General features: G+C 66.1%; 16 protein-coding genes. 9 read left to right on the forward strand and 7 right to left on the reverse strand.

Going from position 1 to position 14,935, the window contains the following annotated elements:
* The 4 genes from BLQ70_RS24550 to BLQ70_RS24565 all read left to right on the forward strand — a co-directional run.
* On the forward strand, positions 1-384 hold a 384-nt coding region (locus tag BLQ70_RS24550), incomplete at its 5' end, for a DNA translocase FtsK (RefSeq protein ID WP_280140846.1).
* Between the two features lie 189 nt (positions 385-573).
* Positions 574-1,422, forward strand: a complete 849-nt coding sequence (locus tag BLQ70_RS24555) for a LolA family protein (protein WP_170843518.1) — start codon at positions 574-576, stop codon at positions 1,420-1,422.
* A gap of 82 nt (positions 1,423-1,504) precedes the next feature.
* The gene (gene xth / locus BLQ70_RS24560; protein ID WP_091862754.1) at positions 1,505-2,320 is read left to right on the forward strand and encodes an exodeoxyribonuclease III; all 816 of its coding nucleotides are present in this window, start codon (positions 1,505-1,507) and stop codon (positions 2,318-2,320) included.
* 119 nt (positions 2,321-2,439) lie between these two features.
* Entirely contained in the window at positions 2,440-3,357 is a 918-nt protein-coding gene (locus BLQ70_RS24565) for an EamA family transporter (RefSeq protein ID WP_244492781.1), read from the forward strand.
* Positions 3,358-3,366: 9 nt separating this feature from the next.
* Here the strand turns inward: BLQ70_RS24565 and BLQ70_RS24570 are convergent, their stop codons facing one another.
* Complete coding sequence (locus BLQ70_RS24570; protein ID WP_061966681.1) at positions 3,367-3,831, reverse strand: cyclic nucleotide-binding domain-containing protein; 465 nt, start codon at positions 3,829-3,831, stop codon at positions 3,367-3,369.
* Between the two features lie 3 nt (positions 3,832-3,834).
* Entirely contained in the window at positions 3,835-4,521 is a 687-nt protein-coding gene (locus BLQ70_RS24575; protein WP_061966680.1) for a response regulator transcription factor, read from the reverse strand.
* An 81-nt stretch (positions 4,522-4,602) separates the two neighbouring features.
* On the opposite strand from BLQ70_RS24575, the gene BLQ70_RS24580 reads away from it, so the two are divergent.
* Together BLQ70_RS24580 and BLQ70_RS24585 are read left to right on the forward strand one after the other, a co-directional pair.
* Positions 4,603-5,169, forward strand: a complete 567-nt coding sequence (locus BLQ70_RS24580; RefSeq protein ID WP_244512148.1) for a L,D-transpeptidase family protein — start codon at positions 4,603-4,605, stop codon at positions 5,167-5,169.
* Between the two features lie 104 nt (positions 5,170-5,273).
* Positions 5,274-5,654, forward strand: a complete 381-nt coding sequence (locus BLQ70_RS24585; protein ID WP_091862760.1) for a glyoxalase superfamily protein — start codon at positions 5,274-5,276, stop codon at positions 5,652-5,654.
* On the opposite strand, the gene BLQ70_RS24590 is transcribed toward BLQ70_RS24585, so the two are convergent.
* The gene (locus BLQ70_RS24590; protein WP_091862763.1) at positions 5,651-6,316 is read right to left on the reverse strand and encodes a YggS family pyridoxal phosphate-dependent enzyme; all 666 of its coding nucleotides are present in this window, start codon (positions 6,314-6,316) and stop codon (positions 5,651-5,653) included. The two genes, BLQ70_RS24585 and BLQ70_RS24590, sit on opposite strands and share 4 nt — an antisense overlap.
* A 153-nt stretch (positions 6,317-6,469) precedes the next feature.
* On the opposite strand from BLQ70_RS24590, the gene leuS reads away from it, so the two are divergent.
* From leuS to holA, 3 genes are read left to right on the forward strand one after another with little or no spacing between them, the layout of a single operon-like run.
* A complete protein-coding gene (leuS, locus tag BLQ70_RS24595) occupies positions 6,470-9,094 on the forward strand; it encodes a leucine--tRNA ligase (RefSeq protein WP_091862766.1) in 2,625 nt (874 codons plus the stop codon).
* The gene (locus tag BLQ70_RS24600) at positions 9,081-9,614 is read left to right on the forward strand and encodes an LPS assembly lipoprotein LptE (RefSeq protein WP_091862769.1); all 534 of its coding nucleotides are present in this window, start codon (positions 9,081-9,083) and stop codon (positions 9,612-9,614) included. The genes leuS and BLQ70_RS24600 overlap by 14 nt, the downstream gene beginning before the upstream one ends.
* A gap of 6 nt (positions 9,615-9,620) precedes the next feature.
* Entirely contained in the window at positions 9,621-10,649 is a 1,029-nt protein-coding gene (gene holA, locus BLQ70_RS24605) for a DNA polymerase III subunit delta (protein WP_091862772.1), read from the forward strand.
* A gap of 1 nt (position 10,650) precedes the next feature.
* On the opposite strand, the gene BLQ70_RS24610 is transcribed toward holA, so the two are convergent.
* Genes BLQ70_RS24610 through mnmG form a run of 4 tightly spaced genes read right to left on the reverse strand, consistent with a single transcriptional unit; the run spans position 10,651 to position 14,921 of the window.
* A complete protein-coding gene (locus tag BLQ70_RS24610; protein ID WP_170843519.1) occupies positions 10,651-11,532 on the reverse strand; it encodes a ParB/RepB/Spo0J family partition protein in 882 nt (293 codons plus the stop codon).
* A gap of 31 nt (positions 11,533-11,563) precedes the next feature.
* On the reverse strand, positions 11,564-12,394 hold the full coding sequence (locus BLQ70_RS24615; protein WP_061966672.1) for a ParA family protein: 831 nt from the start codon (positions 12,392-12,394) through the stop codon (positions 11,564-11,566).
* Positions 12,391-13,038, reverse strand: coding sequence for a 16S rRNA (guanine(527)-N(7))-methyltransferase RsmG (gene rsmG, locus BLQ70_RS24620; RefSeq protein ID WP_061966671.1), 648 nt, complete (start codon positions 13,036-13,038; stop codon positions 12,391-12,393). Before rsmG ends, BLQ70_RS24615 begins: the two co-directional genes overlap by 4 nt.
* Complete coding sequence (gene mnmG, locus BLQ70_RS24625; RefSeq protein ID WP_091862778.1) at positions 13,035-14,921, reverse strand: tRNA uridine-5-carboxymethylaminomethyl(34) synthesis enzyme MnmG; 1,887 nt, start codon at positions 14,919-14,921, stop codon at positions 13,035-13,037. The genes rsmG and mnmG overlap by 4 nt, the downstream gene beginning before the upstream one ends.
* Positions 14,922-14,935 lie beyond the last annotated feature (14 nt).

Raw genomic sequence — 14,935 nt, forward strand, 5'->3', positions numbered from 1 at the left:
CGCATCACCCGCGTCCACGGCCCCTTCGTCTCGGACAGCGAGGTCGAGAAGGTCGTGGCCCATCTCAAGACCCAAGGCCGGCCGCAATATCTCGACGCCGTCACCTCCGAGGAGGACGAGGGCGCAGAGGACGAGGATGGTGCCGTCTTCGACAAGACCGGCATGGGCTCGGTCGAGAGCGACGACCCCTACGAGCAGGCTGTGGCGGTCGTGCTGCGCGACAAGAAGGCCTCGACCTCCTACATCCAGCGCCGCCTCCAGATCGGCTACAACCGCGCCGCCTCGATCATGGAGCGCATGGAGAACGAGGGCATCGTCGGACCCGCTAACCACGCCGGAAAGCGCGAAATCCTCGTCGAGGGCCAGAATCAGCACGACGAATGAGGCTTGCGAGGGCCGCCCGCCCTTGCAGGCACCGGCGCCAGTCCTCAAATTGCCATGACGATGCTGCAACCTCCGCAGTAGACCAGACGTTGGAATAGGCAGATGAGGTCGGGAACGGCCTCGACTCCCGCACCAGCGATCGTTCAGGCTTTCGGCAGGGATGGCCGCGGCACAAGGAATGGAGCAGCCTTGCTCGACAGATTGACCCCGACCGTTCGAGCTTCGGTCCTGCTGACGACGATCGTCGGCTGCGCGCTGGCGGCTGCCCCGCTGGCGGCCCAGCCGCTTCAGCTTCAGCCGCCGAAGCCCGCGGCCACGAAACCAGCCGCACCGCGCCTCGTTCTACCGCCACCCCGGCCGCCGGGGCTCGGCCAGGCGCGTGGCGCCGCGACGGAAGCCCCTGCGGTTCAGGCCGTGGCATCGAACGCGCCTGCAACCGCGGCCCCCGCAGCCGAGGCGGCCAAGCCGGCAGCCGCGCCCGCCAAGGGCAGGCAAGCCGCTCCCGCGACGCAGGAAGAGGCAGTCGAGCGGCTGAACGCCTATCTCAACAGCTTCACCACCTTGCAGGGCAACTTCATCCAGCACGCCTCCAACGGCCGGCGCCTGGAGGGGCGCATCTATATCCAGCGGCCCGGCAAGATGCGCTTCGAATACGAGCCGCCGACGACCACCGAGGTGATCGCGGACGGCACCTCCGTCGCAATCCGCGACAAGCGCCTCGCGACGCAGGACATCTACTCGATCGGCCAGACGCCGTTGAAGTTCCTCGTGCGCGAGAAGATGGACCTGGCGCGCGAAGGTACGCTCAAGGGCGCCAGCGTCGATGGCGACCTGCTCACGGTCCGGCTGGAGGACCGTTCGACGCTGGGCGGCACCTCCAAGATCACGCTGAAATTCGACCTCGTCGCCAACGAGCTCAGGCAATGGGTCGTCGTCGACCCGCAAGGCTACGAGACGTCGATCTCGCTCTACAATCTCGACACCCGCCGCCGGCCCGATCCGCAGAATTTCGTGATCGACTACCAGCGCAAGCTCTGACGGCGCTAGGCAAGCTGAAAACGGCTTGCCTTTTGGGCTCGGGCGACCCAGTTTCCGGCCTCCTCACCGCCGGAATCCTCGCGTGCAACTCACCGTCACCAGCTGGAACATCAATTCCGTCCGCCTGCGCATCGGCATGGTCGGCGAGTACCTCGCCACCTACGCCCCCGACGTGCTCTGCCTGCAAGAGACCAAGACGCCGGACGAGCAGTTCCCGGCCAAGGCCTTCCACCAGTTCGGCTATGTCCACCAGGCCTTCATCGGCCAGAAGGGCTATAACGGCGTCGCCATCGTCTCGAAATTGCCCTTCAGCGAAAAGGAGGCGATGTCGATGTGCGGCCGCAACGACGCCCGGCACATGACGGTGACGCTCGACAAGGCGGCCGGCCCCGCCGCCGGCATCGCCATCCATAATTTCTACATCCCCGCCGGCGGCGACATCCCCGACCCCGCGAAGAACGACAAATTCGCCCACAAGCTCGCCTTCCTCGACGAGATCGGCACCTGGGGCGTGACGAAGAAGCCGACCGACCGGCCCGCGATCCTCGTCGGCGACCTCAACATCGCGCCCTATGAGCACGATGTCTGGAGCCACAAGCAGCTGCTCGACGTGGTCAGCCACACTCCGATCGAAACGACAACGCTGGAGAAGTTGCGCAGCGAGCTCGGCTGGACCGACGCGGCGCGTACGCTGCGCCCCGAGCCCGAAAAGCTCTATTCCTGGTGGAGCTACCGCGCGCAGGACTGGGCAGCCTCCAACAAGGGCCGCCGGCTCGACCATATCTGGCTCTCGGACGCGCTGAAGCCGACGCTGCGTGACCTGACCTTCCTGCGCGAGGCCCGCGGCTGGGAACGCCCCTCCGATCATGTCCCGGTCACGGTGACGCTGGAACTCTGAGGGACTCTTACCGCGGCTTTCCATGTCGCGCGGGCCCCTCAGCCATGCCGACCCGCCCTAACGACGGGGTCGTTCCGCATGTTACTGGCCTTCGCGAAACGTCAGGCGAAGCCAGTCCCGTGCAGCCAGCTCTCCCCACGACACTCTCATTCCGCGACGCGCTGCTCACGCTGGCGGTGATGGTCGTCTGGGGCACGAATTTCGTCGTCATCCATATCGGCGTCGAGCATTTCCCGCCGCTGCTCTTCGCCGCCTTGCGCTTCACCTTTGCGCTGCTGCCAGCGGTGTTCTTCCTCAAGCGGCCGGACGCGCCCTGGAGCAAGCTCGCCGCCTATGGCGTGCTGATCGGCGCCGGCCAGTTCGGCCTGCTCTTCTTCGCGATCAAGGGTTCTATCGCGCCGGGCCTGGCTTCGCTGGTGGTGCAATCGCAACCCTTCTTCACGATCCTGCTGGCAGCCGCGATCACGCATGAGCGCGTGCAGCCCTTCCAGATCGCCGGCCTCCTCCTCGCCGGTGTCGGAATCGGCGTCATCCTCTGGCACACCGACGGCTCGACCACGCCGCTCGGCATCATCCTGGTACTCGGCGCCGCCGTTTGCTGGGCTGCCGGCAACATCGTCGCGCGCAGCACGCCCAAGGTCGACATGCTCGCCTATGTCGTCTGGACCAGCCTGTTCGCGATCCCACCGCTGGTCGCGCTGTCCTTGATGATCGAGGGCTGGCCGGCGATCCGCGACGGTCTCACCCATGCTCCCGCCGTCGCCTGGGCCGCGGCGATCTGGCAGGCGGTCGGCAACGTCATGTTCGGCTATGCGGTCTGGGGCTGGCTGCTCTCGCGCTATGCTGCCGCAACCGTCGCGCCGACGGCCTTGCTTGTGCCAGTCTTCGGCATGGGCGCCGCGGCGATCTGGCTCGGGGAGCCTCTGCCCGGCTGGAAGTTCGCCGCAGCCGCGCTCGTCATGTCCGGGCTGTGCATCAACATCCTCTGGCCGCGCTTCGCCGCGATCCGTGCTGCCCGGCATCCGCCATCGTCCTGAGCGGACAGCTTACTTCCGATCGATCGCGCTCAGCGCTTCCTGGACGGCGGAGAGCTCACCGACGAAGCCCCGCAGCCGATCCCCGATCGCAGCAGCGATCGCCTCGGCCGAATCCGGCGATTCGCCGAGCACGCGGCGCATCACGCTGCGCGGCAGCCGCATCACCTGCGTCGGCTCGCGCGCGATCGCCGTGACCTGTCGTGGGACGGAGGTGAAAAGCGCAAGCTCGCCGATCAACGCTCCGGGCCCGACGATCTCGCTCGCCGGCTTCCCATCGTCCTGCATCGTCAGCGCGACGGCACCGGACACCACCAGCACGGCGCCATCCGATGGTTCGCCGGCGCGGAACAAAACGTCGCCGGCACGCAGGATGCGGCTTTCGGCCGCGAAGGCGAGCAGTCTCAGCGCATCGCGGTCCATCAGGCTCAGCAGCGGCTGCCGGGCCAGCAGGGCCATGTCCTCGTCGAGCGCCATGCGTCAGGGATTCAGCCGGTAACCGCCGGCATCGGTGACCAGCAGCCGGGCATTGCCGGGATCCGGTTCGATCTTCTGGCGCAACCGGTAGATATGGGTTTCGAGCGTATGGGTCGTCACCTGGCTGTTATAACCCCAGACTTCCTGCAGAAGAACCTCTCGCGCGATCGGCTTGCGGCCGGCGCGGTAGAGGAAGCGCAGGATCGCCGTTTCCTTCTCGGTCAGCTTGGTCTTGGAGCCCTTCTCGCTGACGAGCAGCTTCGATCCCGGGTGAAACGTGTAGGGGCCTACCTGAAAAATGGCGTCCTCGCTCGCCTCATGCTGGCGCAGATGCGCGCGGATGCGCGCCAGCAGCACCGCGAACTTGAACGGCTTGACCACATAGTCGTTGGCGCCGGCCTCGAGCCCGAGCACGGTGTCGGCATCGGACCCCTGTGCCGTCAGCATCACGACGGGGCTCTTGAAGCCGTTCTTGCGCATCACCTTGACGGCTTCGCGCCCATCCATGTCGGGCAGGCCGACATCCATCACGGCAAGGTCGACGCGCTCGCCCTGCACGGCCTTGATGGCCGCCGTCGCGTTCTCGGCGGTCGACAGCCGGAACTCCTCGTAGAGGGCCAGCTGCTCGGACAAAGTGTCGCGCAGGGTCTGGTCGTCATCAACGAGCAGGATATGATGGACGGCGGACATGGACGGATCGCTCGGACGGAAGGGTTGCGGCAACATGAGCCTGCTGAGTCGTCATCGCAAGTGAGGCCGCCTGGAATTCCCGTGAGAAACCGCTCGAACCATACAGCCGCGCCGCATGGCGGACCGCGCAACCTGACCTCGCTGCGCGTCTTCGCCTCGGTTCATGATCGTCGCAAGGGCTTCCTCGTCGCCGGCAGCGCGGTGTTCCCCTGCGCGCTCGGCCGCTCCGGCATCGCGACCACGAAGCGCGAGGGCGACGGCCATACACCGCGCACGAATCTGCCTTTGCGCCGCGTCTTCTACCGGGCCGATCGCCTCGCCCGGCCCCGCACCCTGCTCCTCCTGAAGCGGATCGGGCCGCGCGACGCCTGGTGCGACGACCAGAAAGATCGCCGTTACAACCGCCTGATCGACCGCCCGCCCGGCGAGGCCGAGGAGCGCCTGCAGCGCGAGGATCATCTCTATGATGTAATCGTCGAGCTCGGCTGGAACGACCGGCCCGTGCAGCGCGGACGCGGCAGCGCGATCTTCTGGCATCTCGCCCGCGCCGGCTTCACCCCGACCGCCGGCTGCGTCGCCGTCGAGGGCCATGTCTTCGCCAAGCTGCTGCCGCGGCTGGCGCGCCATTGCCGGATCCTGGTGAGGTGAGCTAGGAGAGACGCGGGCACCGTCTCGATCATATCTTCGGATCAGGCAGCTGCGCTCCCGGGCACCGTCCCGCGACGCGGCGCCATCCCAGCCAGAGATTAGCGATGACTGATTCGGTTTCCTCGTTCCGCTTCGGGCGGATCGCCGCCATGCTGCCCGTCACCGACATGGCCCGCGCCTGCGACTTCTACATCGGCGCCCTGGGCTTCCGGAAAACCTTCGAGAACGGCGATCCCGTCGGCTTCATGATCCTGAAGCGCGACGCCGCCGAACTGCACCTGACGCTCCAGCCCGGCCACAAGGCCGCGCCCTTCAACATCGCGCATATGATGGTCGAGGATATCGACGCGGTGCATGCCGTGATCCGCGCGCGCGGCCTACGCATCGTCAAGGGCCTGCGCGACAAGGATTACGGCCTGCGGGCCTTCGTCTTCGAAGACCCGGACGGCAACCGCATCGATGTCGGCGAGCCGATGAAGACCTAGCCCCGCGCCCCGAAAATCGCGCTGCCGACGCGCACATAGGTCGCGCCGAGCTGGATCGCCGCCTCGTAATCGGCGCTCATGCCCATCGACAGGCCCTTGAGCCCGTTGCGGGCGGCGATCTTGGCGAGCAGCCCAAAATGCGGCGAGGGCGGCTCGTCCGCCGGTGGAATGCACATCAATCCCTCGATCGCGAGGCCGTGAACCTCGCGGCAGCGGGCGATGAAGGCATCGGTATCGGCCGGTAGCACGCCGCCCTTCTGCGCTTCCTCACCTGTGTTGACCTGGACGAAGAGCCGCGGGGTCTTGCCCACCCGGGCGATCTCGCGTGCGATCTCCTTCGCCAGGCTCTCGCGGTCGAGCGACTGGATGACGTCGAAGAGCTCGACCGCCTCGCGTGCCTTGTTCGACTGCAGCGGGCCGATCATGTGCAATTCGGCGTCCGGGAAGCGCTCCTTCAGCGCCGGCCACTTCGCCTTGGCTTCCTGGACATAGTTTTCGCCGAAGACGCGCTGGCCTGCTTCGAGCACCTCGATGATCTGCTCGGCCGGCTTGGTCTTGGAGACCGCGACCAGCGCGGCCGAGCCAGCTTCGCGCCCGAAATCGCGCTCGGCGCGGCCGATCGCCGCCCGAATTTCTGCCAAACGCGTAACCGTATCGCTCATCTGCCAGCCTCTCATGCCGTGGGCGCCGTTGACCGCGTGCGCGCAATGGTGTCCTAGAGCAGGTTGCAAGATTCCGACATCCGGTTTTTGCATTCAGCCCCTGCGCCGGCCTGCCTCCGGGAGCCGGCAAACCCGCAAGAATTGCCCGCTGACATGGCCGTCGAACGCTACAATCCGAAAGAGTCCGAGCCGAAATGGCGCACCGTCTGGGAGGAGCGCAAGCTTTTCGAGACGAAGAACGACGACACCCGGCCGAGCTATTACGTCCTTGAGATGTTTCCCTATCCGTCGGGCCGCATCCATATGGGCCATGTCCGCAACTATGCGATGGGCGACGTGGTCGCGCGCTACAAGCGCGCCAAGGGTTTTTCGGTGCTGCATCCGATGGGCTGGGACGCTTTCGGCCTGCCGGCCGAGAACGCCGCCAAACAGAAGAAGGTCCATCCGCGCGAGTGGACCTATGAGAACATCGCGACGATGCGCAAGCAGCTCAAGTCGATGGGCCTGTCGCTCGACTGGAGCCGCGAGCTCGCGACCTGCGACCCCAGCTATTATCGCCACCAGCAGAAGATGTTCCTGGACTTCCTGAAGGCCGGGCTGGTCGACCGCAAGACGGCCAAGGTCAACTGGGACCCGGTCGACGAGACCGTGCTGGCGAACGAGCAGGTCATCGACGGCCGCGGCTGGCGCTCGGGCGCATTGGTCGAGATCCGCGAACTGACCCAGTGGTTCTTCAAGATCACTGAATACGGCCAGGAACTGAACGACGCGCTCGACGGCCTGAGCCGCTGGCCAGAAAAGGTCCGGCTGATGCAGAAGAACTGGATCGGCCGCTCGGAAGGTCTGCTGGTTCGTTTCGCTCTCGAATCGAACGGGGCCGGGCAGGACGAGGTCGAAGTCTACACGACCCGCCCGGACACGCTGTTCGGCGCCAAATTCGTCGCCATCGCGCCCGATCACCCGATCGCCAGGTCGATCGCGGCGAAGAGCCCGTCGCTGCAGGCCTTCATCGACGAGTGCAAGCGCACCGGCACGGCGCAGGAAGCGATCGACAAGGCCGAGAAGCTCGGCTTCGACACCGGCCTGCGCGCTGTCCATCCGCTCGATCCGAACTGGACGCTGCCGGTCTATGTCGCGAACTTCGTCCTGATGGAATACGGCACGGGCGCCATCTTCGGCTGCCCGGCGCATGACCAGCGCGACCTCGACTTCGTCAACAAGTACGGTCTCGGCAATATTCCGGTTGTCGCGCCCGATGGCACCGATCCAGCGAGCTTCGTCATCACCGACACCGCCTATGACGGCGACGGCCGGATGATCAATTCCCGCTTCCTCGACGGCCTGACCATCGCGGAAGCCAAGGAAGAGATCGCCCGCCGGCTTGAAGGCGAAACCCGCGGCAACCGGCCGGTCGGCCAGCGCAAGGTCAATTTCCGCCTGCGCGACTGGGGCATCTCGCGCCAGCGCTACTGGGGCTGCCCGATCCCGGTCATCCACTGTTCCGCCTGCGGAACGGTGCCGGTTCCGGATGCCGAGCTGCCGGTCACGCTGCCGGACGATGTTTCCTTCGAGAAGCCCGGCAACCCGCTCGACCATCATCCGAGCTGGAAGCATGTCGCCTGTCCGCAATGCGGCAAGGATGCCCGCCGCGAGACGGACACGATGGACACCTTCGTCGATTCGTCCTGGTATTTTGCCCGCTTCACCGATCCGTGGCGCACTGAGAGCCCGACCGACCGCAAGGCGGTGGATCGCTTCCTGCCGGTCGACCAGTATATCGGCGGCGTCGAGCACGCGATCCTGCACCTGCTCTATTCGCGCTTCTTCACCCGCGCGATGAAGAAGACCGGCCATGCCGGGCTGGACGAGCCCTTCGCCGGCCTGTTCACGCAAGGCATGGTCGTGCACGAGACCTATCGTGCCGCCAATGGCGATTGGGTCGAGCCGGGCAATGTCCGCATCGAGGTTTCCGGCACCGACCGGCGCGGCTTCGACGTCGACACCGGCGCGCCGATCGAAATCGGCTCGATCGAGAAGATGTCGAAGTCCAAGAAGAACGTCGTGGACCCCGACGACATCATCGCCTCCTACGGCGCCGATACCGCCCGCTGGTTCATGCTCTCGGATTCGCCGCCGGATCGCGATGTGATCTGGACGGACGAGGGCGTGCAGGGCGCCGCCCGCTTCGTCCAGCGTCTCTGGCGCATGGTTGCGGAGATCGCGGAGCGCACCGGCGGCAAGGCCGGCAAGCCCGCCGCGATCGGCGACGGCGCGCTGGCGCTGCGCAAGGCAAGCCACCGCGCGCTCGACGCGGTCGGCGCCGATATCGAGCGGCTCGGCTTCAATCGTTGCGTCGCGCATATCTACACGCTGACCAACGCCATCGGTAAGGCGCTGGACGGTGCGGCCGAGAAGCCCGAGCTCGATGCCGATATCGCCTTCGCGCTCCTTGAGGCTGCCACGATCATCACCCAGCTTGTGGCGCCGATGATGCCGCATCTGGCCGAGGAATGCTGGCATGTGCTGGGCCTGCAGGGCCTTGCCGGCGAGGCTTCCTGGCCGGAGGTCGATCCGGCGCTGTTGAAGGACAATCAGCTTACCCTGCCGGTCCAGATCAACGGCAAGAAGCGTGCGGAAGTGACCGTGGCCGCCGATGCCGATACAGTGGCCGTGGAAGCGGCCGTGCACGCCAGCGAGGCCGTTCAGCGGGCCCTCGAGGGACGTGCGACCCGCAAGATCATCGTGGTTCCCGGGAGAATCGTGAATGTCGTCGTCTGAAGCCGCTCTCTCCCGCCGCTTCCTGCTCGCGGCCGTGCTGACGGTCGCGGGCCTTGCCGGCGGCTGTTTCCAGCCGCTCTATTCCGACTACACCACCAGTACGATGGGCGGCAGCGTCAAGACGGCGCTGCGCGGCATCGAAATCCCCGAGATCAAGGGCCTGATCGGCCATTATTTCCGCAACGAACTGGTCTTCGAGCTCGACGGCAGCGGCGAGCCGGACGCACAGAAGACCGCGAAGCTCGAGGCAGCGATATCCGAATCGGTCCAGGTCGTCACAGTCGACTACGCCAATGGCCGCGCCGATTCGGCCGTGCTGGTGGCGACCGCGACCTGGAAGCTCACCCGGAACGGCACCGCCGAGGTCCTCGCCTCCGGCACGAACTCCGTCCGCGTTCCCTATGAGCGGTCCTCGCAGCGCTTCGCCACCGTGCGCGCGGCGCGCGATGCACAGGTTCGCGCGGCGAAGAACCTCGCCACCATCGTCCGGGGCCAGATCGCCGCCGACCTCACCTCCTGACGCGCCATGGTTGCGATCAAGGCGCACGAGGCCGAGCGCAGCCTCGCACGACTCGATCCCGCCTGGCGGCTGATCCTGATCTACGGCCCCGATGCCGGCCTCGTCTCGGAACGTGCGGCAGGCCTCGCCCGGGCCAGCGTCGATGACCCTCAGGACGCTTTCCAGCTCGTCAGGATGGACGGCGACGCCGTCGCTTCCGATCCGCTGAAGCTCGCCGACGAGGCCAACACGATCGGCCTTTTCGGCGGCCGTCGTGCCATCCGCGTCTCGCCAACCTCGAAGCCATTGCTGCCCGCCCTGGCGCCGCTGCTGGCCACGCCCTCGCAGGATGCGCTGGTCATCGTCGAAGCCGGCGATCTGCAGCGCAACAACCCCGTCCGCACCGCTTGCGAAAAGGCCAAGACGGCACTCGCCGTGCCCTGTTATGGCGATGCAGCGCGCGACCTCGGCTCGATCATCGACGACATGGTCCGCGGGGCCGGCAAGTCGATCGACCGGACGACGCGCGACCACCTGACGGGACTGCTCGGCGGCGACCGCCAGACCTCGCGCCGCGAGATCGAGAAGTTGCTGCTCTATGTCGGCACGGACCCGGCCGTTCAGGTCGAGCATGTCGATGCCATCGTCGGCGACACCGCGCAGCGGGAGCAGGCGATGCTGGTCGATGCGGTTTTCGCGGGAAAGCTGCCGGTGCTCGACCTCGCCCAGGCCAAGCTCAGCAGCGAGGGGCTGGACCCGGGCGTGATGCTCGGCGCCGTCCTGCGGCAGGCCATCACGCTGCTGAAGGCCCGCCAGAGCATCGATGCCGGGCGCGGCGTCCGGGATGTCGTCGCGACGATGCGCCTGCCCTATCCGCGTATCGCAACCACGGAAGCCGCGCTGAACGCCTGGACGAGCGCCAAACTGAGCGAGGCCGTCGGTCTGCTGGGCAATGCGGTGCTGGCAACACGACAGAATGCCGAGATGGGTCGGGCCGTCGCGACCCGCGCCCTCTGGACACTGGCCCGGCTCGGGCGTGCCGCTAGAGCGGAGTAGCTCAGGACTTCAAGCGATGGCAGAGCGCGTCGAGCTGTTCGAGCGTCTTGTAGCCGATCTTGATCTCGCCCGCGCCGTTCGCCCGATGCCCGATCGAGACGGATAGGCCGAGCGCCTCCTCCAGCGCCTTCTCCAGGGCCCGCGTATCCGGGTCCTTCACAGCCTTCGGCTTGCTCGGCACGGCACTCTTGGTCTCGCCGCGCGCCTCTTCCTGCACGATACGCTCGATATCGCGAACGCTCAGACCGTCCTCGATGATCTTCTGCGCCATGAATTCCGGGTCCGAAACGGACAGGAGCGCACGGGCATGGCCGGCCGACACCGCGCCCTCGCTAACCAGCTTGCGCACCGGCTCGGGCAGCTTCGACAGGCGCAGGGTGTTGGCGACATGGCTGCGGCTCTTGCCGATCACGCGCGCCAGGTCGTTCTGCGTATAGTTGAATTCGGCGATCAGCCTCTCATAGCCGGCCGCTTCCTCGATCGCGTTGAGATCGGTGCGCTGCACATTCTCGACGATGGCGATCTCCAGCGCCTCGCGATCATCGGCCTCGACCAGAATAACCGGAACGTCGTGCAATTCAGCCCGCTGCGCCGCACGCCAGCGGCGCTCGCCGGCAATGATCTCGTAAGCGTCCATCATTCCGGGAATGGAACGAACGATGATAGGCTGCAGGATGCCGCGCTCGCGGATCGAGGCCGTCAGATCATCAAGATCCACTTCCACGAAATTGCGGCGCGGATTGCGGGCGCTCGGCCGCAGGAATTCGACGGGAACGCGGCGCTGCCCGCGCGCCCGCTCGATCGCCCCGATCTCGTCGCCGACATCGCCGATCAGCGCCGCCAGACCGCGGCCAAGGCGGGAACGCCCCTGTTCTTCGGCCATCGCCATCCTCATCAATCTCTAACTTGTAAACTCAGGCCGCGGCCCGCAAAGCGCGCTCGCGCTTGATCACTTCCGAAGCCAGTCGCAGATAGGCCTGCGATCCCGAGCAGCGCAGATCGTAGAGCAGCGCCGGCTTGCCATAGGACGGCGCCTCGGAGATCCGCACATTGCGAGGGATCACGGTCTCATAGACCTTGTCGCCCAGGAAGCTCTTCACATCCGCCATAACCTGACCCGACAGGTTGTTGCGGGGATCGAACATCGTCAGCACGACGCCCTGGATGATCAGGCGCGGATTGAGGCCGGCCTTGACCTGCTCAACCGTCTTGAGCAGCTGGCTCAGGCCTTCCAGCGCGAAGAATTCGCATTGCAGCGGCACCAGCACCGCATCCGAAGCCGTCATCGCGTTGATGGTGATCAAGCTGAGCGAGGGCGGGCAATCGATCAGGATATAGGTCAGGTCCTGGCAGCGCTGGTCGTAGACCAGTTCGTCGATCGCATTCTTGAGGCGATGCGCGCGGTCCTTGGAGGAGGCGATCTCGAGTTCGACGCCAAGCAGATCGAGCGTCGAGGGCGCCAGTGACAGGCCGGGAACCGCCGTCGGCTGCAAAGCCTGCCCGAGCCCGACATCGCCGCAGAGCACGTCATAGGTCGAGGATTTGCGGTTACGGCGGTCGACGCCAAGCCCCGTTGAAGCGTTTCCCTGCGGATCGAGATCGACGATCAGCACCTTCTCGCCGATGGCCGCCAGGGCCGTGCCGAGATTGATCGCCGTCGTCGTCTTGCCGACCCCGCCCTTCTGATTCGCGAGCGCGATCACGCGCGGGCGGCGCGGTGTCGTCACGGATGTGAGCTCAGTCATCGATCGGCTCGTCTCTCGGCCGAGCGCACCACCAGGATTCGCGCGGCATCATCAGTCACGGAGGAAACCGTTGTCGCCTGAATCTTCCAATATCTGGCTGAGTCGGTCAATTCCGCATCTAGATGTTGTCCCTTGGGAAAGAGACCGAGCGTGCCGGTTCTCAACAGCTCTTCGCACCAGCCGAGCAATTGGGGCAGGGGAGCCAGCGCGCGGGCCGTCACCACATCGACCTTGCCGGTGAAATCCCCGATCACATCTTCGATACGGGCCGCATGGACTTTGACCGGAGCGCCGGTGATGCGGGCGGCATGGCGCAGAAACGCACATTTCCGGGCATTGCTCTCGACCAGGTCGATCTGGCCCTTGCCCTGCTCGGCCAGGCAGATGCCGATCACCAGCCCTGGAAAACCGCCGCCGGAGCCGAGATCCAGCCAGCGCTCGCGCCCCTCGGCCAATCCGAAGATCTGCAGCGAATCCGCGATATGCCGCGTCCAGACCTCGGCGAGCGTCGCCGAGGAGACGAGGTTTTTCGCGGCCTGCCAGCGTCCGAGCTCCGCCACCAGAAGCGCCAGGCGCTCCTCTGTTTCACGTGAAACAGGCGTCAAGCGCAAAGCGCGTTGCCTGTCGTCCTTATCAACAGTCACGTCGAGCCTGTGGAAAACGCAGCGGCACGGCCCTTCCGGGCATGGACCGCCAGCAGGGTCAGGGCGGCCGGCGTCATCCCCTCGATCCGGCCCGCCTGGGCCAGGTCGGCGGGGCGCTGGGCCGCCAGCTTGAGCTTCAGTTCGTTCGACAGACCCGAAATCGCATCGAGATCGAGATCGGCCGGAACCTTCAGGGACTGGTCGCGGCGATAGGCCTGGATCTCGGCCGCCTGCCGGTCGAGATAGACGGAATAGACCGCATCCGCCGTTACCCGCGCCACGACCGGAGCGGGATAGTCGGTCAGCTCCGGCCAGACCGAAGACAGCTGCTCGAACGTGACATCCGGATAGGACAAGATCTGATAAGCGCTGCGCCGTGAACCATCGTGATTAAGCTGCAGCCCGACAGCTTGCGCCTGCTGCGGCGTCAGCGAGAGGCCTTTCAGCGTCTCGCGCAGCGCCGAGATGTCCCGATTGCGCGCTTCTAAAGCCGACTGCCGGGCTGACCCGACGATGCCAAGCTGCAAGCCTAGCGGCGTCAATCGTTCATCGGCATTGTCGACGCGCAAAGATAGGCGGAATTCCGCCCGCGAGGTAAACATTCGATACGGCTCCGTAACGCCATGCGTCACGAGATCGTCGACGAGCACGCCGATATAGGATTGCGTCCGATCGAACACAGCTGGCTCCGCCCCGCCAGCCATGCGCGCGGCATTGAGGCCGGCCAGCAAGCCCTGCGCGCCAGCCTCCTCATAGCCTGTCGTGCCGTTGATCTGGCCGGCGAGGAACAGCCCCGCGATCGCTCGCGTCTCCAGCGTGTTCTTCAAGGCGCGCGGATCGACGAAATCATACTCGATCGCGTATCCCGGCCGCAGCATCGCGGCCCGTTCGAGGCCGGGTATCGTCTTCAGCAGGTCGAGCTGGACGTCTTCGGGAAGCGAAGTCGAAATGCCGTTCGGATAGACCGTGTCGTCGTCGAGCCCCTCGGGTTCGAGGAAGATCTGATGGCCATCGCGGTCCCCGAAGCGCCCGACCTTGTCCTCGATCGACGGACAATAGCGCGGCCCCCGCCCCTCGATCTGGCCGGAGAACATCGGTGCGCGATGCAGATTGGCCCGGATGAGATCGTGGCTCGCCAGCGTCGTGCGCGTGATCCCGCATGAAATCTGCGGATTAGTTATCGCGGTCGTCAGCGCCGAAAACGGCTCGGGCGGCTCATCGCCGGGCTGCATCTCGAGCGCGGCCCAATCGATGCTGCGCCCGTCAAGGCGGGGCGGGGTGCCGGTCTTCAGGCGCCCAAGCGGAAAGCCATGGCGCTCCAGCGTCGCGGAAAGGCCGAGCGAAGGCGCCTCGTCAACGCGCCCGGCCGGAATTCGCGTCTCGCCGATATGGATAAGGCCGCGGAGGAAGGTGCCGGTCGTCAGCACGACCGTTCCGGTTACGAATCGACGACCATCCGCCAGGACCACGCCGACAACGCGGCCAGCTTCCACCTCCAGGTCAAAAACCTCGCCGGCGACGATGTCGAGATTGGATTGCGCCGCCAGCAGGTCCTGCACCGCCTGCCGATAGAGCTTGCGATCCGCCTGGGCGCGGGGACCCCGAACAGCCGGGCCCTTCCGGCGATTGAGCATGCGGAACTGGATACCGCCCAGATCGGCCGCCCGCGCCATGATGCCGTCGAGCGCGTCGATCTCGCGAACGAGATGTCCCTTGCCGAGCCCGCCGATGGCGGGGTTGCAGGACATGACTCCGATGGTTTCCGGCTTGTGCGTCACCAGGGCCGTGCGCGCACCGTAGCGCGCCGCAGAGGCGGCGGCTTCGGCTCCGGCATGACCGCCGCCGACGACGATCACGTCGTAATGCTGCCGATGAGTTGACATGCGATTTCGCTAGC

This window comes from Allobosea robiniae (genome assembly GCF_900102525.1).
GTDB classification, from domain to species: domain Bacteria; phylum Pseudomonadota; class Alphaproteobacteria; order Rhizobiales; family Beijerinckiaceae; genus Allobosea; species Allobosea robiniae.

What these genes read in the sequence shown, in the direction of transcription:
- BLQ70_RS24575 (WP_061966680.1), bottom strand. Translation starts at nt 4,521, where the DNA reads ATGTCCGCCGTCCATCATATCCTGCTCGTTGATGACGACCAGACCCTG.
- BLQ70_RS24585 (WP_091862760.1), top strand. Translation starts at nt 5,274, where the DNA reads ATGACTGATTCGGTTTCCTCGTTCCGCTTCGGGCGGATCGCCGCCATG.
- BLQ70_RS24570 (WP_061966681.1), bottom strand. Translation starts at nt 3,831, where the DNA reads ATGGCGCTCGACGAGGACATGGCCCTGCTGGCCCGGCAGCCGCTGCTG.
- BLQ70_RS24615 (WP_061966672.1), bottom strand. Translation starts at nt 12,394, where the DNA reads ATGACTGAGCTCACATCCGTGACGACACCGCGCCGCCCGCGCGTGATC.
- holA (WP_091862772.1), top strand. Translation starts at nt 9,621, where the DNA reads ATGGTTGCGATCAAGGCGCACGAGGCCGAGCGCAGCCTCGCACGACTC.
- BLQ70_RS24610 (WP_170843519.1), bottom strand. Translation starts at nt 11,532, where the DNA reads ATGGCCGAAGAACAGGGGCGTTCCCGCCTTGGCCGCGGTCTGGCGGCG.
- mnmG (WP_091862778.1), bottom strand. Translation starts at nt 14,921, where the DNA reads ATGTCAACTCATCGGCAGCATTACGACGTGATCGTCGTCGGCGGCGGT.
- leuS (WP_091862766.1), top strand. Translation starts at nt 6,470, where the DNA reads ATGGCCGTCGAACGCTACAATCCGAAAGAGTCCGAGCCGAAATGGCGC.
- BLQ70_RS24590 (WP_091862763.1), bottom strand. Translation starts at nt 6,316, where the DNA reads ATGAGCGATACGGTTACGCGTTTGGCAGAAATTCGGGCGGCGATCGGC.
- BLQ70_RS24600 (WP_091862769.1), top strand. Translation starts at nt 9,081, where the DNA reads ATGTCGTCGTCTGAAGCCGCTCTCTCCCGCCGCTTCCTGCTCGCGGCC.